We start from the raw sequence: 16,223 nt of genomic DNA, 5'->3' as shown, positions 1-16,223 counted from the left end.
GGCGACGGGCCGAGCATGGCCGCGCGGCGCGGCCGCCGCAAGCCTTGCGCGCCCTTCGCGTCGGCGCGCGGCGGTGGTAGGAAGGCGGCATGAACATCACGCTTCGTCAGCTGCGCTACTTCCTGGCCGTGGCCGAGCATCGCCATTTCGGCCGCGCGGCCGAGGCCTGCGCCGTCTCGCAGCCGGCGCTGAGCATCCAGATTCGCGAGCTTGAAACCGCCCTCGGCGCGACGCTGATCGAGCGCGCGCGCGGCGAGGCGATCCTGACCCCGGCGGGGCGCGAGGCGGCCGAGCGGGCCGCGCGCGTGCTTGCCGAGGCGCGCGAGCTCGAGGCGATGACGCGCCGGGGGGGCGGCTTGCGCGGGCGGCTGTCGCTGGGGGTCATTCCGACGGTCGCGCCCTATCTGTTGCCGGCGGCGCTGCCGCTGATGCGCGCGCGCGACATCGCGCTGGAGCTGGGCGTGCGCGAGGCGCAGACGGCGCGGCTGATGGACGAGCTGCGCGCGGGCCGCCTCGACGCGGTGATCGCCGCGGCGCCGCTGGGCGACGCCTCGCTCGAGGAGGCCGAGCTGTTCGAGGATCGTTTCCTGCTGGCGGGTTCGCCGGCCAGGCTGGCGGCGCTGCGCGGCCGCGGCGGCCCGCTGCGCCCCGACGGGCTCGACGCCGAACAGCTGCTGCTGCTGGACGAGGGGCATTGCCTGGCCGACCAGACGCTGGCCGCCTGCGCGCTGGCGCGTCCGCGCATGGCCGATCTGCGCGCGGCCAGCCTCGCCACCCTGGCGCGCCTGGCGGCCGAGGGATTCGGCATGACGCTGCTGCCCGAGATCGCCGCCGCCCCCGAGGCGGCCGCCGCGCCGGGGCTGGAGCTGGCGCGGTTCGATCCGCCCGAGCCGGGGCGGCGCGTGGTGCTGGCGCGCCGCGCGGCCGCGCGCGCGCCCGGCGGCGGGCGCGACTGGTTCGACGAGCTGGCCGAGCTGCTGCGCGAGGCCGCCGCGGCTGCGCCGCGCCCGCCGCTGGGCGCTCAGCCCTCGGCGGGCGGCTCGATGAAGCGCACCTTGCCGATGTAGCTCAGGTTGCGGTTGCGCTGGGCGAAGTCGATGCCATAGCCGACGACGAACTCGTCGGGGATCTGGAAGCCGATGAAGCGCGCGGTCACGTCCACCTCGCGCCGCGCGGGCTTGTCGAGCAGCGCGCAGACCTCGAGCCGGCGCGGATTGCGCGCGCGCAAAAGGTGCAGCACGTGATGGAGCGTGAAGCCGGTGTCGACGATGTCCTCGACGACCAGCACGTCCTTGCCCTCGATCTCGCCGCGCAGGTCCTTGAGGATGCGCACCTCGCGGCTCGACTCGGTCGCGTTGCCGTAGGACGAGGCCTCGATGAAGTCGATCTCGACCGGCAGGTCCAGCTCGCGCGCAAGATCGGCGATGAACACGAAGCTGCCGCGCAGCAGGCCGATGACGATCAGCTTCTCGGTGTCCTTGAAATGCGCGGTGATCTCGCGCGCCAACCCCTCGACGCGGGCGGCGATCTCCTTGGCCGAGATCATCTGGTCGATCACATAGGGCTTGTCGGTCATCCGTTTCTCCGGCGCTGGGGGGCCTGGGCGCGTTTTGCCTCATCGGGGCGGCGGTGGAAAGGGGTTGAAGGCGCGGGGGGCGCGGGGGTATCGATGCGCGGCCGCGACCGCACGCACGGAGCCATCATGCCGACTCACGCCGAGAAGCGCCGCGTTCCCTACTCCGCGGCCGAGATGTATGCGCTGATCGCCGACGTGAAATCCTATCCCGAGTTCCTGCCCTGGTGCGAGGCGGCGCGGGTGCGTTCGCGCCGGCCGGGCGACGAGCCCGGCGTCGAGGTGATGGAAGCGGACCTGGTCATCTCGTTCAAGGTGTTTCGCGAGCGCTTCGGCAGCCGCGTGACGCTGCGCCCCGACGAGCGGCGCATCGACGTCGAGTATCTGGACGGCCCCTTTCGCCATCTGCGCAATCACTGGCGCTTCGTCGAGGTCGAGCCGGGCAGCTGCGAGATCGATTTCTTCGTCGATTTCGAGTTCCGCTCCTCGGTGCTGCAGGCGCTGATCGGGATGGTGTTCAACGAGGCGATGCAGCGCATCGTGCGCGCCTTCGAAAGCCGCGCCGAGGCGCTTTACGGCCGCCGCGCGCTCTAGGCTGCGCGCCGCCGCCGCGGCGCGGCGGGTTCCTTGGCCGCCGTCGCGGTCCGTTCTTCGCCGATCCGCGCAGGAGATTCGTCTCCGGCGATCGGCGGCGCCGTCCTTTCCGGCGTCGACGAGGGATGCGGCCGCGGCCCGCAAGGCCCGCATGCGCGGCGCCGACGCCGCGCCCGGCGAGGGATGGTCTGCGGCGGGCGGGTCGCGAGCCCGGCCCGCGCCGGAGACCCGCGGGGCGGCGGGCGGCGATGCGCATGCGCGGGCGGGCCACGCCGGGCGTTCGCGCAGGCGCAGGGCGCCGCGGCATGCGCCGCCGCCCGGGCGCCGCGCCGGCGCTCAGGACGCCGCGACGGCGGGGCGGCGCCCGAGCAGCCAGGCGCGCGCCATGTGGGCGGGCATGGGGCGGGCGATTCCGAAGCCCTGGAGCAGGTCGCAGCCCATCTCGGTCAGGATGCGCCGCTCCTCGGCGGTTTCGACGCCTTCGGCCAGCGCCTCGATCTCGAGCGAGCGCGCGAGGCCGATCATCGCCGCCGCCAGCTTGCGCTTGCGCGCCGAGCGGTCGAGGCCCGAGATGAAGCCGCGATCGATCTTGATTCGGTCGACGCGGAACTTCTGCAGGTTCGAGATCGATGCGTGGCCGGTGCCGAAATCGTCGAGCTCGATCGAGAAGCCGACCGCGGCCAGCGCGGCGACGTTGCGGATGATCGGGTCCGAATCGTCGTCGATCAGCGCCGATTCCAGGATCTCGACGGCGACGTCCTCGGGGCGCAGGCCGGCGCCTTCGACGTCCCAGGCCAGCTTGTCGACGAATTGCGCGTCGCGCAGTTCGCGCGCCGAGACGTTGAGCGCGACGCGGCCCGAGAACAGCCCCTCGGCGCGCCAGGCGGCGCATGCCGCCAGGGCGCGGCGCGCGCACAGCTCTCCCATCTGATCGATCAGACCGCTTTCCTCGGCCAGGGCCAGGAACGCCCCGGGCGCCAGAACGCCCTGTTCGGGATGGCGCCAGCGCATGAGGCTTTCGAAGCCCAGCGTCCGGCCCGTGCGCGCGCAGATCTGGGGCTGGAACCACGGTTCGATCTGCGATTGCGCGATGGCTTCGCGCAGCTCGGACAGCATGCGGCGGCGGCGCTCGATCTGCTCGCGCCCGCCATCGGACAGGATCTCGATCCGCGTCCGGGCGGTCTTCGCGGCGGCCAGCGCCGCGTCGGCCGAGACGAGCAGCTGCTCGGCCGTCCTCTCGGACTGATCGGCCTTGGGCAGCGCCGCCGCGATCCCCGCCCGCGCTGCCACGCGGATCTCGCCCACCGACCTGTCCGCGGCCGCCATGGGTTCGGCCAGGCGCGCGATGGCGCGTTCGGCCAGCTGGTTGAGGCGCTCGACCGCATCCTCGCCCATGGCGATGACGTAGAACTCGTCCGCGCCGGCGCGGGCGAGCACGTCGTCCGCGCGCGCCTCGGCGCGGAGGATGCGCGCGACATGGCGAAGGACCTGATCGGCGACGGCGTGCCCCCAGGCCTGGTTGAGGCTGCGGAAGCGGTCGATGTCGATGCGCAGCGCCGCGACGCCGGTTCTTGCGGCCGCCGCGCGCGTCGCCAGATCCCTTGCGCTCTTGAGCAGACGGCGGCGATTGGCCAGGCCGGTCACGGGGTCGAGATTGGCAAGGCGCATGCTGCGCGCGGTTTCCTCCTCGAGCCGGCGCGCGCGGGTCTCGATGCGGCTGAGGGCGGGGCCGACCGCGAACACCGCCAGGAGGGCGAGGATCGCGGGCACGCCGAGGGCCGCGCCGTGCCAGGCGACGCGCGCGGCGAATCGCGATCGCTCCGCCTCTTGCCGGTGGATCGGGCGCGCCTGTTCCAGCCGGGCGATGAGCGCGTCCAGATCGCGCTCGAGCGCATCCGGCGCCGGGGCCTGCGCGCCATCGAGCAGACGCCGCGCCAGCGCCGCGGCGCCGTCCTCGCGCGCGAGGTAGATGCGGGCGAGCGGATCGCTCGGGTCGCGATCGGCCATGGCCGCGGACAGGGCGCCGAGCCGCGCAGCCGCCTCGCGCGCATGAGCGCCGAGCCGCGCGCGAAGGGCCTCGCCCGCATCGGCCGATTTCATTTCCTCCACGTCCGCGCGCATCGCCTGGGCCGCGCCCAGCGCGGCTTCCATCTGTTCCGCGCAGATCCGCGCCGCGAAGGCCTTCGCTCCGAGGTGGCGCACCAGGAACAGGCCGCCGCTCAGCGAGACGGCGACGACGAGCATGGTTGCGACGAGGGTTGCGGTCAGTCTGCTCACGCAAGAAGATCCTTCGAGGGGCGCGGCAGGGCGGCGGGCTTGACCCCCGCAGCCGCGATCTTCTATCGCGCGCGGCGTTTCCGGGACATTCTCGGCACAAGGCGTAAACAAGACGCCAACAGGCGTTGCTTGGACGGGGCGGGCATGAGCGAAAGACTCACGACGGCGGCGTTCGCCGCGTTGGCGGCGTTCTGGCTGTGGCTGGCGCTGGCCGCGGCGCCGGCGGGTCCATTCACGGTGGACGATTTCTTCTACATCGTTTCCGCGCGCCGGATCTGGCAGGGCGCCTGGCCCGTGTTCGACAACGGTTTCGCCGATCTCGGCGCCGAGGAGCTCAAGCTCTGGTTCCTTGTCGAGGGGCCGCGGGGGCTGACGCCGCAATATCCGTTGGGCTTTGCGCTGCTGGCGGCGCCGTTCGACGCGCTGCTGGGGCTGCGGGGGTTCTTCGTCGTCAACGCGCTGGGGGCGCTGGCGATGGTGTGGGGGTGCTGGCGGCTGGCGCTTGGCACGCTGGGGGATCGGCGCTGGGCCTTCGCGGCCGCCGCGACGCTGGCGCTGGCCAGTCATCTGGTCGAATACGCGACCGGGCTCTGGCCGCATGGCGCGTCCGCGGGCGCGGCGGCGGTCTCGGCGGCGCTGTTCTTCGAGGCCGAGGCGCGCGAGGGGCGGGCGCGGGCGCGCGGGGCGGCCTTGGCGGGGCTGATCGGCGCGGTGGGGCTGTCGATGCGGCTGGATGTCGGCCTGCTTGCGCCGGCATTGTTGCTCTGGGCCGTGCTGTGCGCGCGCGCGCCGCTTGCGCTGCTGGCCTGGGGAGCGCTCGGGGCGGCGCCGGTTCTGGCGCTGTCCTCATGGGCCAATTTCCAGCGTTTCGGCACGCTCAACCCGGTCAGCTACGGCGTGGGGCGCGAGGGCGGGGTGGATCCTGCCGCGCATATGGGCCCGGCGCTGGCGGTCCTGTCGGCGCTGGGGGCGGCGACGCTTTGGCGGGCGCTGCGCGCGCGCGGCGCGGCGCCGGGGAAGGCGATGGCGGCCGCCCTGGGCGTTCTGGCCGCCGCGGGGCTGGGCGCGGCGCTGGCCGCGCCGCACGCGCTGTGGGCGGCGTTGGCGCGGGCGGCGCAGGGCGCGCATGCGATCCTGATCGACATCGGCGCCTATTCGCGCGCGGACGAAGAGGCGCGCATCATGCGCGACGCCGCGGGCTATCTGACCTTCGTCGGGCATTACAAGAAGGCGCTCTTGCAAGGCGCGCCATGGATCGGGCTGTGCGCGGCGGCGCTGCCTTCGCTGGCCGCGCCGGGCGCCGAGAGGCGGGGCGTTGCGCTGTGCCTGCTGGCGCTGGCGACATGGGCCGCGCCTTTCGTCTGGCTTGAATGGCACGGGGGGCTGGCCAGCAACATGCGCTACCTGACGCCGGCTCTGGCCTTCGCGGCGGTGGCGGCGGCGGTCGGGGCGCGGCGCCTTGCGCGGATCGCGGGGCGGCCCGAACCCCGCGCGCTGCGCCTGACGGCGGCGGCGGTTCTGGGAGCGACGGCGGCTTCGATGGCCTTCGGGCTTGCGAGCGGGGCCGCGGCGGCGCCCTATGCGATGCTGTCGCTGTCCAGGCAGGCGGGGCTGGCTGCGGCCGCGTTCGGCGCCGCGGCGTTGGCGCCGCTTGGCGCGTCGGCGCGACGCGTCGCGGCCCGCGCCGCCCTGGGCGCGGCGGCCGTGGGCGTGGTCGCGGGGGCGGTCACGGCGCATCTCTACGACCTGCGCATGAGCTTCGCACGGCGCGAAGCGGCCGTTCAGCTCGCCGCCTTGCACTCGGATCTGCCCGACGATGCGCTGCTGCTCACCTTTCACCCGCAAAGCTTCGCCGACCGTTTCCTGCGGCACGGCCAGCTTTACAATCTGCGTCGCACGACGCGGGATGCGCTGGATCTGGATCGGCGGCCGATCGACCGGGCGTTCGACGAGGGGCGGCGGGTGTTCGCGGACGAACTGTTCTGGACCTACGTCCTTTCGCTTCAGCCCGGCCTGCGTGCAAGGCCGACGGGGCCCGAGACGCAGCCGGGCTTCGGCATGGTCGAGGTCTTTCGGGATGCGCCCGCGAAGGATGGGGCGCGCGCGGCCGAGGGGCGCTGAGCCCCTGCCTGCGCGCCTTGGCGCGCGCGGCGACTGCGGCGCAGCCGCGCCGAGGGCGCGGCGGCGAAGACGACCGATGGGCGTTGAGCGCGGCGCCGGGGGCGCGCCCGCGTCCTCGGCCGCGTCCGGCCCCCGCTCGCGCCCGCGTCAGGCGAAGGCGTCGGGGCGGATGCGGCGCGCCATGTGGTCGAGCACCGCGTTGACGAAACGCGCCTCTTTGCCCTCGGGATAGAAGGCCTTGGCGACGTCGACGAATTCGTTGATGACGACCTTGTGCGGCGTGCGGCTTCCGGTCAGCAGCTCGGCGCCGGCGGCGCGGAACAGCGCGCGCAGCGTCGGGTCGATGCGCCCCAGCGGCCAGCGCTCGACCAGCGCCTGGTCGGTGATCTGGTCGATCTCGATCTGCCGCGTCACCGCGCCGGCCAGAAGCGAGCGGAACAGGGCGATGTCGGCCTCGCGATATTCGACGTCGTCGATGCGCTGGCCGAGGCGGTGGGTCTCGAACTCGGCCTGCACGGCGCGCATGTCGGCGCCGGTGGCCTCCATCTGGAACAGCGCCTGCACCGCCGCGAGCCGCGCCGCCGAGCGGGCGAGGCGCCGCTCGAGCCGCGGATCGGGGCGATCCTCGGGCGCGGCGGGGGGCTCGGGGGCGTCGATCGGGGCGCTCATGCCAGCCCCTCCGCGTCCGGCCCGCCGGCCGCTTGCGCGATCTGCACGCCCTCGCCGATGCGGGCGGGGCGGAAGCGGCGCGCCAGCGCGATGAGGTGCAGCGCCGCCTCGGCCGCGCCGCCGCCCTTGTTCATGCGCGCGGGGTCGGCGCGGACCTCGGCCTGGGCCATGTTCTCGACCGTCAGGATGCCGTTGCCGATGCACAGCCCCTCGAGCCCGAGCAGCGTCAGCCCGCGCGAGCTGTCGTTGCACACGGTCTCGTAATGGGTCGTCTCGCCGCGGATGACGCAGCCCAGCGCCACGAAGCCGTCGAAGCGCCCGGCGCGCGCGGCCAGGCGGATGGCGGTGGGGATCTCGAGCGCGCCGGGCACCTCGACCAGCTCATGCGTCGCGCCGGCCGCCTCGAGCGCGGCGCGCGCGCCCGCGATCAGGTCGTCGGCGATGCGGCGGTAGAAGGGCGCCGCCACGATCAGCACGCGCGGCGCGGGGCTCAGCCGGGGCGCGGGAAGGGCGCCGTGCTCTTCATGCGAGGCCATGTCAGTCTTCCTTGCTCGCGATGGGTTGGGTGCGGACGATCGACAGCCCGTAGCCTTCGAGCCCGATGACCTTGGGCGCGGGCGAATTGGTCAGCAGGATCATCTCGGCGACGCCGAGCGCGCCGAGGATCTGCGCCCCGACGCCGTATTCGCGCAGCGCGCCGGCGGCGTGGCCGTCGCGCCCCAGCACCTGCGCCGTCAGCGCGCCGGGCGCGCGCGGGCGCAGCAGCACCACCGCGCCGCGCCCCTCGGCGGCGATCATGCGCATGGCGCCCTGGAGCTGGCCGTGGCGCTCGGGATGGATGGCGAAGAGGTCGTCGATCGGGTTCTCGACATGCATGCGCACCATGACCGGGCCGCCGTCGGACAGGTCGCCCTTGGTCAGCGCCAGGTGCTCGGCGCCGTCGAGCTCGTTGGTGAAGACGTGCAGCAGCCAGTCTCCGCCATGCAGCGAGCGCACCGGACGCACGGCGGTTTCGCGCACCAGGTGGTCGTGGCGGCGGCGATAGGCGATCAGGTCCGAGATCGCGCCGATCTTGAGCCCATGCTTGCGCGCGAACTCCACGAGGTCGGGCAGGCGGGCCATGGTGCCGTCGTCGTTCATGATCTCGCAGATCACGCCCGAGGGGTTGAGCCCGGCCAGCCGCGCCACGTCCACCGCCGCCTCGGTATGGCCCGCGCGCACCAGCACGCCGCCCTCGCGCGCGCGCAGCGGGAAGACGTGGCCGGGGGTGGCGATGTCCTGCGGGCCGCTCTGGGGATCGATGGCCACGGCGATGGTGCGCGCGCGGTCATGGGCCGAGATGCCGGTGGTCACGCCCTCGCGCGCCTCGATCGAGGTGGTGAAGGCGGTCTCGTGGCGCGACTGATTCGACGCCGCCATCATCGGCAGGCCGAGCTTGTCGAGCCGCTCGCCCGTCATCGCCAGGCAGATCAGGCCGCGCCCGTGCTTGGCCATGAAGTTGATGGCCTCGGGCGTTGCCATCTGGGCGGGGATGACCAGGTCGCCCTCGTTCTCGCGGTCCTCGTGATCGACAAGGATGAACATGCGCCCGTTGCGGGCGTCCTCGATGATCTCCTCGATCGGAGAGATGGCGGAGCGCAGGTCGTCGGCGGTCATGGGGCGCGGATCCTTCGGTGGTCTCGGGCGTCGGTCTCGGGCGTCGGTCTCGGGCGTTGGTCCTGGGCGGTCGTGTCGGGCGTCGGTCCTGGGCGGTCGTGTCGGGCCGCGTCCCGGCGCGGCGCGCGGCCCGGTCAGGGCCAGATAGCGCGGCGCGCGGGCGAAGGCCAGAACCTATCGCCCCGCGCGGGCCGCCGCCGGGGGACGGTCCCGGCCGCGCGCCGGCGCCGCGCAAGACGGGCCGAGGGGGCTTCGCGGGGATCGGCGGGGCGGGGCGGCGGGTCGGGGCGGCGGGCCGGGGCGGCGCCCCTGGCGGCCGGATGCGCGCCGGCGGGGCGGCTCAGCCGGCCTCGGCCAGGCGCGCGACATAGCGCGCGAGGGTGTCGATCTCCAGATTCGCCTCGTCGCCGGGGCGCGCCTCGGACCAGGTGGTGCGCTCGCGCGTGTGGGGGATGATGTTGACGCCGAACGAGTCGCCCTCGACCTCGTTCACCGTCAGCGAGACGCCGTTCAGCGCCACCGATCCCTTGGGCGCGATGAAGCGGGCCAGCGCGTGGGGGGCGGTCAGGCGCACGCGCGTCGAGTCGCCGTCGGGGGTCATGGACTCGATGCGCGCCAGCCCGTCCACATGCCCCGAGACGATATGCCCGCCCAGCTCGTCGCCCACGCGCAGCGCGCGTTCGAGATTCACGCGCCGGCCCGGAGTCCAGCGCCCCAGATTGGTGCGCGCCAGCGTCTCGGCCGAGACGTCGGCCTCGAACCAGCCGCGTTCGCCCTCGCGCCCATGGGCGACGACGGTCAGGCACACGCCGTCGCAGGCGATCGAGGCGCCGATGTCGGCCGCGGCGATGCGCGGATCGCACAGGATTCGCGCGCGCATGTCGCCCGCGCGCCGCTCGACGGCGGCGATCTCGCCCAGATCGGTGACGATGCCAGTGAACATGTCGGGCTCCTTGTCGTTGCGCCCGCGGCGGGGCTGCGCCGGCGGCCGGCGCGACGGTTCCGCGGCAAGGGGTAGTGCGCCGGCGCGGTCAGGGCAAGAGGCGCCGGCGCCGCGCGGGCGCCCGGGCCGCGGATGCGCCGCGCGCCCTTCGCCCTGCGCTTCGGGCATGGGCGCGGCTTGTCGCCGGCCGCCGCGCCGGGCCTGGGCCGCGCGCCTTGCCGCGGGCGTGGGGGCGTGCGCATCCCGTGGTCGCTCTTGGGCCGTTTCCCTCGGCGCACCTCGGGGCGGCGCTTGCCGGTCGGAGGGGCGGCCCGGCCTTGCGCCGCCGGGGCGCGGCCTCCGGCCGATAGCGCCTCAGCTCTTCTGCACAAGCGCCAGCGCGGTCCGGGCGTCCGGGGCGGCGGGCCAGGTGCGCATGCGGTTGCGCAGCCAGGTCAGCTGCCGCTTGGCGTAGTTGCGGGTCGCCTGCACGGCGCGCGCGCGGGCCTCGTCCAGGGTCATGCGGCCGTGCAGATGGGCGATGAGCTCGCGCGCGCCGATGGCGTTCATCGCCTGCGCCGAGGCGGGCGGGTCGAGGGCGGCCGCGGCCGCGGCCTCGTCCAGCGCGCCCTCGGCCAGCATGGCGTCGAAGCGGGCCTCGATGCGCGCGTAAAGGGCCTCGCGCTCGGGCATCAGCCGCACGAGGCGCGCGCGCTCGGGCGGCAGGGGCGGCGGCGGGGTGCGCGCCTGAAGCGCCGACAGGCCGAGGCCCGTGGTCTCGAGCGCCTCGAGCGCGCGCATCAGCCGCATGGGGTTGCGCGCGTCGATCCGCGCCAGCGTGTCGGGATCGCGCGCGGCCAAGGCCTCGCGCAGCGCCGCGGCGCCGCCCCGGGCGAACAGGGCCTCGACGCGGGCGCGGATCTCGGGCGGGGTCGGGGGAATGGGCGCCAGCCCCTGGGTGAGCGCGGCGAAGTAGAGCCCCGTGCCGCCGACGACGATGGGCGTCAGCCCGCGGCGGGCGCAGTCCTCGATGGCGCGGGCGGCCTCGGCCAGCCAGCGGCCGGTCGAATGGGCGTCCTGCATCGGGACATGGCCGTAGAGCTTGTGCGGCGCGCGCGCCTCGTCATCCGCCGAGGGCCGGGCCGAGAGCACCCGCCAGCCCGCATAGACCTGGATGGCGTCGGCGTTGATGACGCAGCCATTCAACCGCTCGGCCAGCGCCAGCGCCAGCGCCGACTTGCCCGAGGCGGTGGGCCCGGCGACCAGCACCGGACGCAGGGCCAGCGCCGCCTCGGACAGCGGCGCGGGCAGATGCGCCGCCTGCGCGCTTTGCTGCGCCGCCTGTGCGCCTCGCCGCGCCGCTTGCGCGCCTTGCTGCGCCGCCTGTGCGCCTTGCCGCGCCGCCCTGGGCATCTCGGCAAGCGCCCGTTGCCGCGCCCCGCCGAGCGCCCCATCCGCAGCACCGTCCCGCGCGCCGCGCCGCTCCGCCTCCTGCGACCGTTCCGGCGTCCCGCTGCGCGCTTCGTCCGGCGCGCGGCTCTCGGCCCCGTTCGCAGCCGCGCCCGCGGCCCCGTCAGGCGCTCCGGCATGCGCGCCGCGCCGCTCCGCGTCCTGCGGCCGTTCCGGCGTTCCGCCGCGGGCCCCGTCCGGCGCCGGGTTCTCAGCCCCGTTCGCGGCCCCGCCCGCGGCCCCGTCAGGCGCCCCGGCATGCGCGCCGCGCGGTTTCGCGTCCTGCGGTCGCTCCCGCGTTGCGCTGTGCGCTTCGTCCGGCGCCTGGGTCTTGGCCCCGCCGTCAGCCCCGCCGTGAGCCCCGCCGTGAGCCCCGCCGTCAGCCCCGACGTCAGTCCTGTCCCGCGCCGCGCCCGGCGCCCCATCCGCAGCCCCGTCCCGCGCGCCGCCCTCCGCGCCCGGGGCGGGCGCGCCCTCTTCTCGGGGCATCAGTCCAGCGCGGCGAGCGCCGCGGCGATCTGCGCGCCGAGGCGGGCGTTGGCGCGCACCAGCGCGCCGTTGGCCTCGAGGCTGTCGCCGCCGGTCAGCTCGAGGATGCGGCCGAGCATGAAGGGCGTGACCGCCTTGCCCGTCACGCCCTGCGCCTCGGCCTCGGCGGCGGCCTGGGCGATGAGCGGGTCGAGCCGCTCGGCGGGGATCTCGTGCTCGGGCGGGATCGGGTTGGCGACCAGCTGCCCGCCCTCGAGCCCGAGCCGCGCGCGCATGCGGTGGGCGGCGGCGATCTGCTCGGGCCTGTCCATGCGCAGCGGGGCGCGCAGGCCGCTCTCGCGCGACCAGAAGGCGGGGAAGGCGTCGGTGCCGTAGCCGATCACGGGCACGCCCTGGGTCTCGAGCACCTCGAGCGTGCGCGGCAGGTCCAGGATCGCCTTCGCCCCGGCCGCGACCACGGTCACCGCGGTGCGCCCCAGCTCGGTCAGGTCGGCCGAGATGTCGAAGCTGCGCTCGGCGCCGCGATGCACGCCGCCGATGCCGCCGGTGGCGAAGACCTCGATCCCCGCGAGGCGGGCGCAGATCATGGTCGCCGCCACGGTGGTCGAGCCGGTCGCTCCCGACGCCAGCGCCGCGGCCAGGTCCGCGCGGCTGAGCTTGAGCGCCCCCTCCTCGCGCGCCAGCGCCTCCATCGCCGCGGGCTTGAGGCCCACGCGGATCTCGCCGCGGCGCACGGCGATGGTGGCCGGAACGGCGCCGGCGGCGCGCACCTCGTCCTCGACCTCGCGCGCGACCTCGAGATTGCGCGGCCAGGGCATGCCGTGGGTGATGATGGTGCTTTCGAGCGCCACCACGGGCTGGCCCTGCTCCAGCGCGGCGGCGACCTCGGGCGAGAAGGCCAGCGGCGGCGCGGCGTGCTGGCGGCGGGGCAGGGGCGGGCGTGCGCTCATGGTGCGGTCTCCTCGAGCAGGGCGCGGGCGGCGGCCAGGCCTCTGGCCAGGGCGCGGTCGGGCGGTTCGGCGCAAAGGCGCGCATGGACGTAGGCGGCGGTCAGCGCGTCGCCCGCGCCGGTGACGAGGCGCGCGCGCCGGTCATGGCCGAGCGGCGGCGGAGTCAGGCTTGCGCTCTCGCCCGCCGCCGTCAAGACCGCCGCGGCGCGCGGCCCGTCGGTGACCAGCGCCTCGTCCGCGCCCATGTCGCGCAGCGCGCGGGCGGCCTCGGGCGCGTCGGCAAGGGGGCGGCCGGCCAGGGCTTCGGCCTCGGCGCGGTTGGCCGAGACCAGCCACACGCCGGCCCCGCCGGTCCTGCGTGCGCGCAGGCCCTGCGCCAGCGCCGCGCGCAGCCGCGCCGCCTTGGCCGGCGAGGCGGCGACCAGCGCCAGGGGCGGCCGCGCGGCCCGCCGGGCCAGCGCCGCCAGGCTGTCGGCGGGCAGGTTGGCCTCGGCCAGCCAGCAAGCGGCGCCCGTCGCGCCCGGCGCGGCGGCGATGGCGGCCGCGAGCGCCTCGGGCGTCAGCGCCGCGCAGCCCGGCAGATCGGCCACCGCGGCGAAGAGCGCGCCGCGCGCGTCCTCGATGGCCAGATAGACGCCCGTGGGCGCGTCGGTCCGCGCCAGATGCGCCGCGACGGCGCGCGCCGCAAGCCAGCGCTCCAGCTCGTCGGCCGGGGCGTCGCGGCCGACGGCGGCGAGCAGGGCGGCGGGGCGGCCCTGCGCGGCCAGCGCGACGGCGATGTTCAGCGCCACGCCCCCCGGCCGGCGCAGCACGCGCCCGGGCAGGTCGGCCCCCGGGGCGAGCGGGGCGGCGAGCGGGGCCTCGGGCCGTGCCTCGGGCCGTGCGCCGGACAGGGCCGGCGGCGCGTCGGGGGCGTCGGGCCGCGCGTCGGGGGCGGCGGGCGGCGCAGGGGGCAGGGCGCGCGGCGCATCGGGCCGGGCATGGAGCAGGGCGTCGCGCGCCGCATCGGCGGCCGGGCGCCGCGCCGCGTTCGACGCGCCGCCGGAGTGGTCGCCCGCCGCAGGGCCGAGGGCGGCGTCGCCGCCCGCCGCGCCCGCCGATGTCTCGGGGCGGCCGATCAGATCCCAATGCGCGGCGCCGATGCACAGCGTCAGGGCGCCGCGCGGCGCGTCGGGCTGGTCGGGGCGGGGCATGGCGGCTCCTGAAGCGGGCCCCGGGCGGGGCGGGGTCCGGGGTCATGCCGCAGTCGGCGCGCGGGCGCAAGAGCCCCGGGCCGGTTGGGCGCCGACGGCCCGCGCCCGGGCGCCGGCGCGTCCCGGACGCGGCGATCGACTCGGGATCGACTCGGGATCGACTCGGGGCCGGCGCCGCGGGCCGCGCATGGGCGCCGCAAGGTTGCGTCGGCGCGGGCAAGGGTGTATTGGGCGCTCGTTCAACCCGCATGCGGGGCCTGGGCCGGACGGGGAGACATCCCGGACGGTCCGCCGGTTGGGCTCAGGCTCTACCCCCGCAGAGGCGCAAACCGGAAAGAGGAAAGCAGCATGGCTCTGCCTGAATTCACCCTTCGCCAGCTTCTCGAGGCCGGCGTCCACTTCGGCCACCAGACGCATCGCTGGAACCCGCGCATGGCGCCCTACATCTACGGCGCGCGCAACGGCATCCACATCATCGACCTGACGCAGACCGTGCCGATGCTGGACGCGGCGCTGCAGGCCGTGCGCGACACCGTCGCCAAGGGCGGGCGCGTGCTGTTCGTGGGCACCAAGCGCCAGGCCGCGCCGCTGGTGGCCGAGGCCGCCGAGCGCTGCGCGCAGTATTACATGAACCACCGCTGGCTGGGCGGCACGCTGACCAACTGGAAGACGGTGTCGAACTCGATCAACCGTCTGCGCGAGCTGGACGAGAAGCTGGACAACGGCGCCGAGGGCTTCACCAAGAAGGAGCGCCTCCAGATGGAGCGCGAGCGCAACAAGCTCCAGGCCTCGCTGGGCGGCATCCGCGAGATGGGCGGCCTGCCCGACATGCTGTTCGTGATCGACACGAACAAGGAGGCCCTGGCCGTCGCCGAGGCGCGCAAGCTGGGCATCCCGGTGGTGGCGATCCTCGACACCAACTCGGACCCGGTCGGCATCGACTACCCGGTGCCGGGCAATGACGACGCCTCGCGCGCCATCGCGCTCTACTGCGACCTGGTCGCGCGCGCCGCGCTCGACGGCATGGCGGCGCAGATGGGCGAATCGGGCTTCGACATCGGCGAGCTGGAAGAGGCCCCGATCGAAGAGGCCCTGCCCGCGGCCGAAGAGACCCCCGCCGGCGAGGCGCCCGCGGCGCAGGCCTGACGCCCGTCCGCGCCGCCGCCGGGCGGCGCGGGACCGCGAGATGACCTTCATCGGCCCGCCGCCGCCCATGCGCGGGGGCGGGCCCCGTTCGACATTCCCGGGTCCGGGGCGACCGCCGCGCGCGGCGCCCGGCCCGACGGACCGAGGAGACGATCCATGGCGATCACCGCTGCACTCGTGAAACAGCTGCGCGACATGACCGGCGCGGGCATGATGGACGCCAAGAAGGCGCTGACCGAGACGGGCGGCGACATCGAGGCGGCCACCGACTGGCTGCGCACCAAGGGCCTGGCCAAGGCCGCCAAGAAGTCGGGCCGCACCGCCGCCGAGGGGCTGGTGGGCGTGGCCGTCAAGGACGGCAAGGGCGTGGCCGTCGAGGTCAACTCCGAGACCGATTTCGTGGCCCGCAACGCCGAGTTCCAGAAGATGGTGTCCGACATCGCCGCCGCCGCGCTGGACGCCGCCGACGTCGAGGCCCTGCTGGCCGCCGATCTGGGCGGCAAGTCGGTCAAGGACGTGGTGACCGACAAGGTCGCCACCATCGGCGAGAACATGACCGTGCGCCGCATGGCCGCGGTCGAGGGCGACGTGGTCGCCTCGTACGTGCACAACGCCGTCGCCGAGGGGCTGGGCAAGATCGGCGTGCTGGTCGCGCTCAAGGGCTCGGACAAGGACGCCATGGCCGCCATCGGCCGCCAGGTGGCCATGCACGTCGCCGCCACCAACCCCGCGGCGCTGTCCGAGGCCGATCTCGACCCCGCGCTGATCGAGCGCGAGAAGCAGGTGCTGACCGAGCAGGCCCGCGAATCCGGCAAGCCCGAGAACGTGATCGAGAAGATGATCGTCGGGCGCATGAACAAGTTCTTCGAGGAGGTGTGCCTTCTCAAGCAGAGCTTCGTCATCAACCCGGATCTGACGGTCGAGAAGGCGCTCAAGGAAGCGGGCGCCGACATCGAGATCGTCGCCTTCGCGCGCGTGCAGGTCGGCGAGGGCATCGAGAAGCAGGAAGAGGACTTCGCGGCCGAGGTCGCCAAGACCATGGGCGGCTGAAGACGCCGCCGCTTCGAACCCGGCCCCGGCGCGCTGGTCGCGGCGGGGCCTTTTCGCGCCCGCCCCGCGCCCGCGCCCGCGCGCCGGCGCGGGCGGCGCGTCGGCCCGGGGGGCGGGGATTGCGGCTTGCATGA

14 protein-coding genes are annotated in these 16,223 nt (G+C 75.2%); 5 read left to right on the top strand and 9 right to left on the bottom strand.

Annotated features, from left to right (window positions below; all coding sequences use genetic code 11):
• Nucleotides 1–89: 89 nt before the first annotated feature.
• Nucleotides 90–1,067, top strand: a complete 978-nt coding sequence (locus tag LY05_RS13635) for a LysR substrate-binding domain-containing protein (RefSeq protein ID WP_072748355.1) — start codon at nt 90–92, stop codon at nt 1,065–1,067.
• Here LY05_RS13635 and hpt read toward each other — a convergent pair.
• Nucleotides 1,022–1,576 (bottom strand): hypoxanthine phosphoribosyltransferase, encoded by a 555-nt coding sequence (gene hpt / locus LY05_RS13630; protein ID WP_072748356.1) that lies wholly within the window; start codon nt 1,574–1,576, stop codon nt 1,022–1,024. The genes LY05_RS13635 and hpt overlap by 46 nt on opposite strands.
• A 126-nt stretch (nt 1,577–1,702) precedes the next feature.
• Between hpt and LY05_RS13625 the strand changes: the two genes are divergently transcribed.
• Nucleotides 1,703–2,167 (top strand): type II toxin-antitoxin system RatA family toxin, encoded by a 465-nt coding sequence (locus LY05_RS13625; RefSeq protein ID WP_072748382.1) that lies wholly within the window; start codon nt 1,703–1,705, stop codon nt 2,165–2,167.
• 336 nt (nt 2,168–2,503) lie between these two features.
• Here LY05_RS13625 and LY05_RS13620 read toward each other — a convergent pair whose 3' ends face one another.
• Nucleotides 2,504–4,444, bottom strand: a complete 1,941-nt coding sequence (locus LY05_RS13620) for a putative bifunctional diguanylate cyclase/phosphodiesterase (RefSeq protein WP_170259014.1) — start codon at nt 4,442–4,444, stop codon at nt 2,504–2,506.
• Nucleotides 4,445–4,588: 144 nt separating this feature from the next.
• On the opposite strand from LY05_RS13620, the gene LY05_RS15570 reads away from it, so the two are divergent.
• On the top strand, nt 4,589–6,565 hold the full coding sequence (locus tag LY05_RS15570; RefSeq protein ID WP_170259013.1) for a hypothetical protein: 1,977 nt from the start codon (nt 4,589–4,591) through the stop codon (nt 6,563–6,565).
• A 147-nt stretch (nt 6,566–6,712) separates the two neighbouring features.
• On the opposite strand, the gene nusB is transcribed toward LY05_RS15570, so the two are convergent.
• The 7 genes from nusB to LY05_RS13585 all read right to left on the bottom strand — a co-directional run bounded on the left by nusB (nt 6,713) and on the right by LY05_RS13585 (nt 13,893).
• The gene (gene nusB, locus LY05_RS13615) at nt 6,713–7,234 is read right to left on the bottom strand and encodes a transcription antitermination factor NusB (RefSeq protein ID WP_148923523.1); all 522 of its coding nucleotides are present in this window, start codon (nt 7,232–7,234) and stop codon (nt 6,713–6,715) included.
• The gene (locus tag LY05_RS13610; RefSeq protein WP_072748360.1) at nt 7,231–7,770 is read right to left on the bottom strand and encodes a 6,7-dimethyl-8-ribityllumazine synthase; all 540 of its coding nucleotides are present in this window, start codon (nt 7,768–7,770) and stop codon (nt 7,231–7,233) included. Before LY05_RS13610 ends, nusB begins: the two co-directional genes overlap by 4 nt.
• 1 nt (nt 7,771) lies before the next feature.
• Nucleotides 7,772–8,890 (bottom strand): 3,4-dihydroxy-2-butanone-4-phosphate synthase, encoded by a 1,119-nt coding sequence (gene ribB / locus LY05_RS13605; protein ID WP_072748361.1) that lies wholly within the window; start codon nt 8,888–8,890, stop codon nt 7,772–7,774.
• Between the two features lie 340 nt (nt 8,891–9,230).
• Entirely contained in the window at nt 9,231–9,833 is a 603-nt protein-coding gene (locus LY05_RS13600; protein ID WP_148923522.1) for a riboflavin synthase, read from the bottom strand.
• A 354-nt stretch (nt 9,834–10,187) separates the two neighbouring features.
• Nucleotides 10,188–11,225, bottom strand: coding sequence for a tRNA (adenosine(37)-N6)-dimethylallyltransferase MiaA (miaA, locus tag LY05_RS13595; protein ID WP_148923521.1), 1,038 nt, complete (start codon nt 11,223–11,225; stop codon nt 10,188–10,190).
• Nucleotides 11,226–11,749: 524 nt separating this feature from the next.
• Nucleotides 11,750–12,700 (bottom strand): pseudouridine-5'-phosphate glycosidase, encoded by a 951-nt coding sequence (locus tag LY05_RS13590; RefSeq protein WP_148923520.1) that lies wholly within the window; start codon nt 12,698–12,700, stop codon nt 11,750–11,752.
• Complete coding sequence (locus LY05_RS13585) at nt 12,697–13,893, bottom strand: PfkB family carbohydrate kinase (protein WP_148923519.1); 1,197 nt, start codon at nt 13,891–13,893, stop codon at nt 12,697–12,699. Before LY05_RS13585 ends, LY05_RS13590 begins: the two co-directional genes overlap by 4 nt.
• A gap of 348 nt (nt 13,894–14,241) precedes the next feature.
• Between LY05_RS13585 and rpsB the strand changes: the two genes are divergently transcribed.
• Nucleotides 14,242–15,039, top strand: a complete 798-nt coding sequence (rpsB, locus tag LY05_RS13580) for a 30S ribosomal protein S2 (RefSeq protein ID WP_148923518.1) — start codon at nt 14,242–14,244, stop codon at nt 15,037–15,039.
• Nucleotides 15,040–15,195: 156 nt separating this feature from the next.
• On the top strand, nt 15,196–16,089 hold the full coding sequence (gene tsf, locus LY05_RS13575; protein WP_072748365.1) for a translation elongation factor Ts: 894 nt from the start codon (nt 15,196–15,198) through the stop codon (nt 16,087–16,089).
• Nucleotides 16,090–16,223: the final 134 nt, after the last annotated feature.

The organism is Oceanicella actignis (assembly GCF_008124525.1).
Lineage (GTDB): Bacteria > Pseudomonadota > Alphaproteobacteria > Rhodobacterales > Rhodobacteraceae > Oceanicella > Oceanicella actignis.
Note: the sequence above shows the minus strand (reverse complement) of the source record. Positions and strands in the feature narration are given on the sequence as shown.

Excerpts from the sequence above, each read along its gene's own strand:
- LY05_RS13585 (WP_148923519.1), bottom strand. The coding sequence starts at position 13,893 with ATGCCCCGCCCCGACCAGCCCGACGCGCCGCGCGGCGCCCTGACGCTG.
- LY05_RS13635 (WP_072748355.1), top strand. The coding sequence starts at position 90 with ATGAACATCACGCTTCGTCAGCTGCGCTACTTCCTGGCCGTGGCCGAG.
- LY05_RS13600 (WP_148923522.1), bottom strand. The coding sequence starts at position 9,833 with ATGTTCACTGGCATCGTCACCGATCTGGGCGAGATCGCCGCCGTCGAG.
- hpt (WP_072748356.1), bottom strand. The coding sequence starts at position 1,576 with ATGACCGACAAGCCCTATGTGATCGACCAGATGATCTCGGCCAAGGAG.
- ribB (WP_072748361.1), bottom strand. The coding sequence starts at position 8,890 with ATGACCGCCGACGACCTGCGCTCCGCCATCTCTCCGATCGAGGAGATC.
- LY05_RS13610 (WP_072748360.1), bottom strand. The coding sequence starts at position 7,770 with ATGGCCTCGCATGAAGAGCACGGCGCCCTTCCCGCGCCCCGGCTGAGC.
- miaA (WP_148923521.1), bottom strand. The coding sequence starts at position 11,225 with ATGCCCAGGGCGGCGCGGCAAGGCGCACAGGCGGCGCAGCAAGGCGCG.
- nusB (WP_148923523.1), bottom strand. The coding sequence starts at position 7,234 with ATGAGCGCCCCGATCGACGCCCCCGAGCCCCCCGCCGCGCCCGAGGAT.
- LY05_RS15570 (WP_170259013.1), top strand. The coding sequence starts at position 4,589 with ATGAGCGAAAGACTCACGACGGCGGCGTTCGCCGCGTTGGCGGCGTTC.
- LY05_RS13590 (WP_148923520.1), bottom strand. The coding sequence starts at position 12,700 with ATGAGCGCACGCCCGCCCCTGCCCCGCCGCCAGCACGCCGCGCCGCCG.
- rpsB (WP_148923518.1), top strand. The coding sequence starts at position 14,242 with ATGGCTCTGCCTGAATTCACCCTTCGCCAGCTTCTCGAGGCCGGCGTC.
- LY05_RS13625 (WP_072748382.1), top strand. The coding sequence starts at position 1,703 with ATGCCGACTCACGCCGAGAAGCGCCGCGTTCCCTACTCCGCGGCCGAG.
- tsf (WP_072748365.1), top strand. The coding sequence starts at position 15,196 with ATGGCGATCACCGCTGCACTCGTGAAACAGCTGCGCGACATGACCGGC.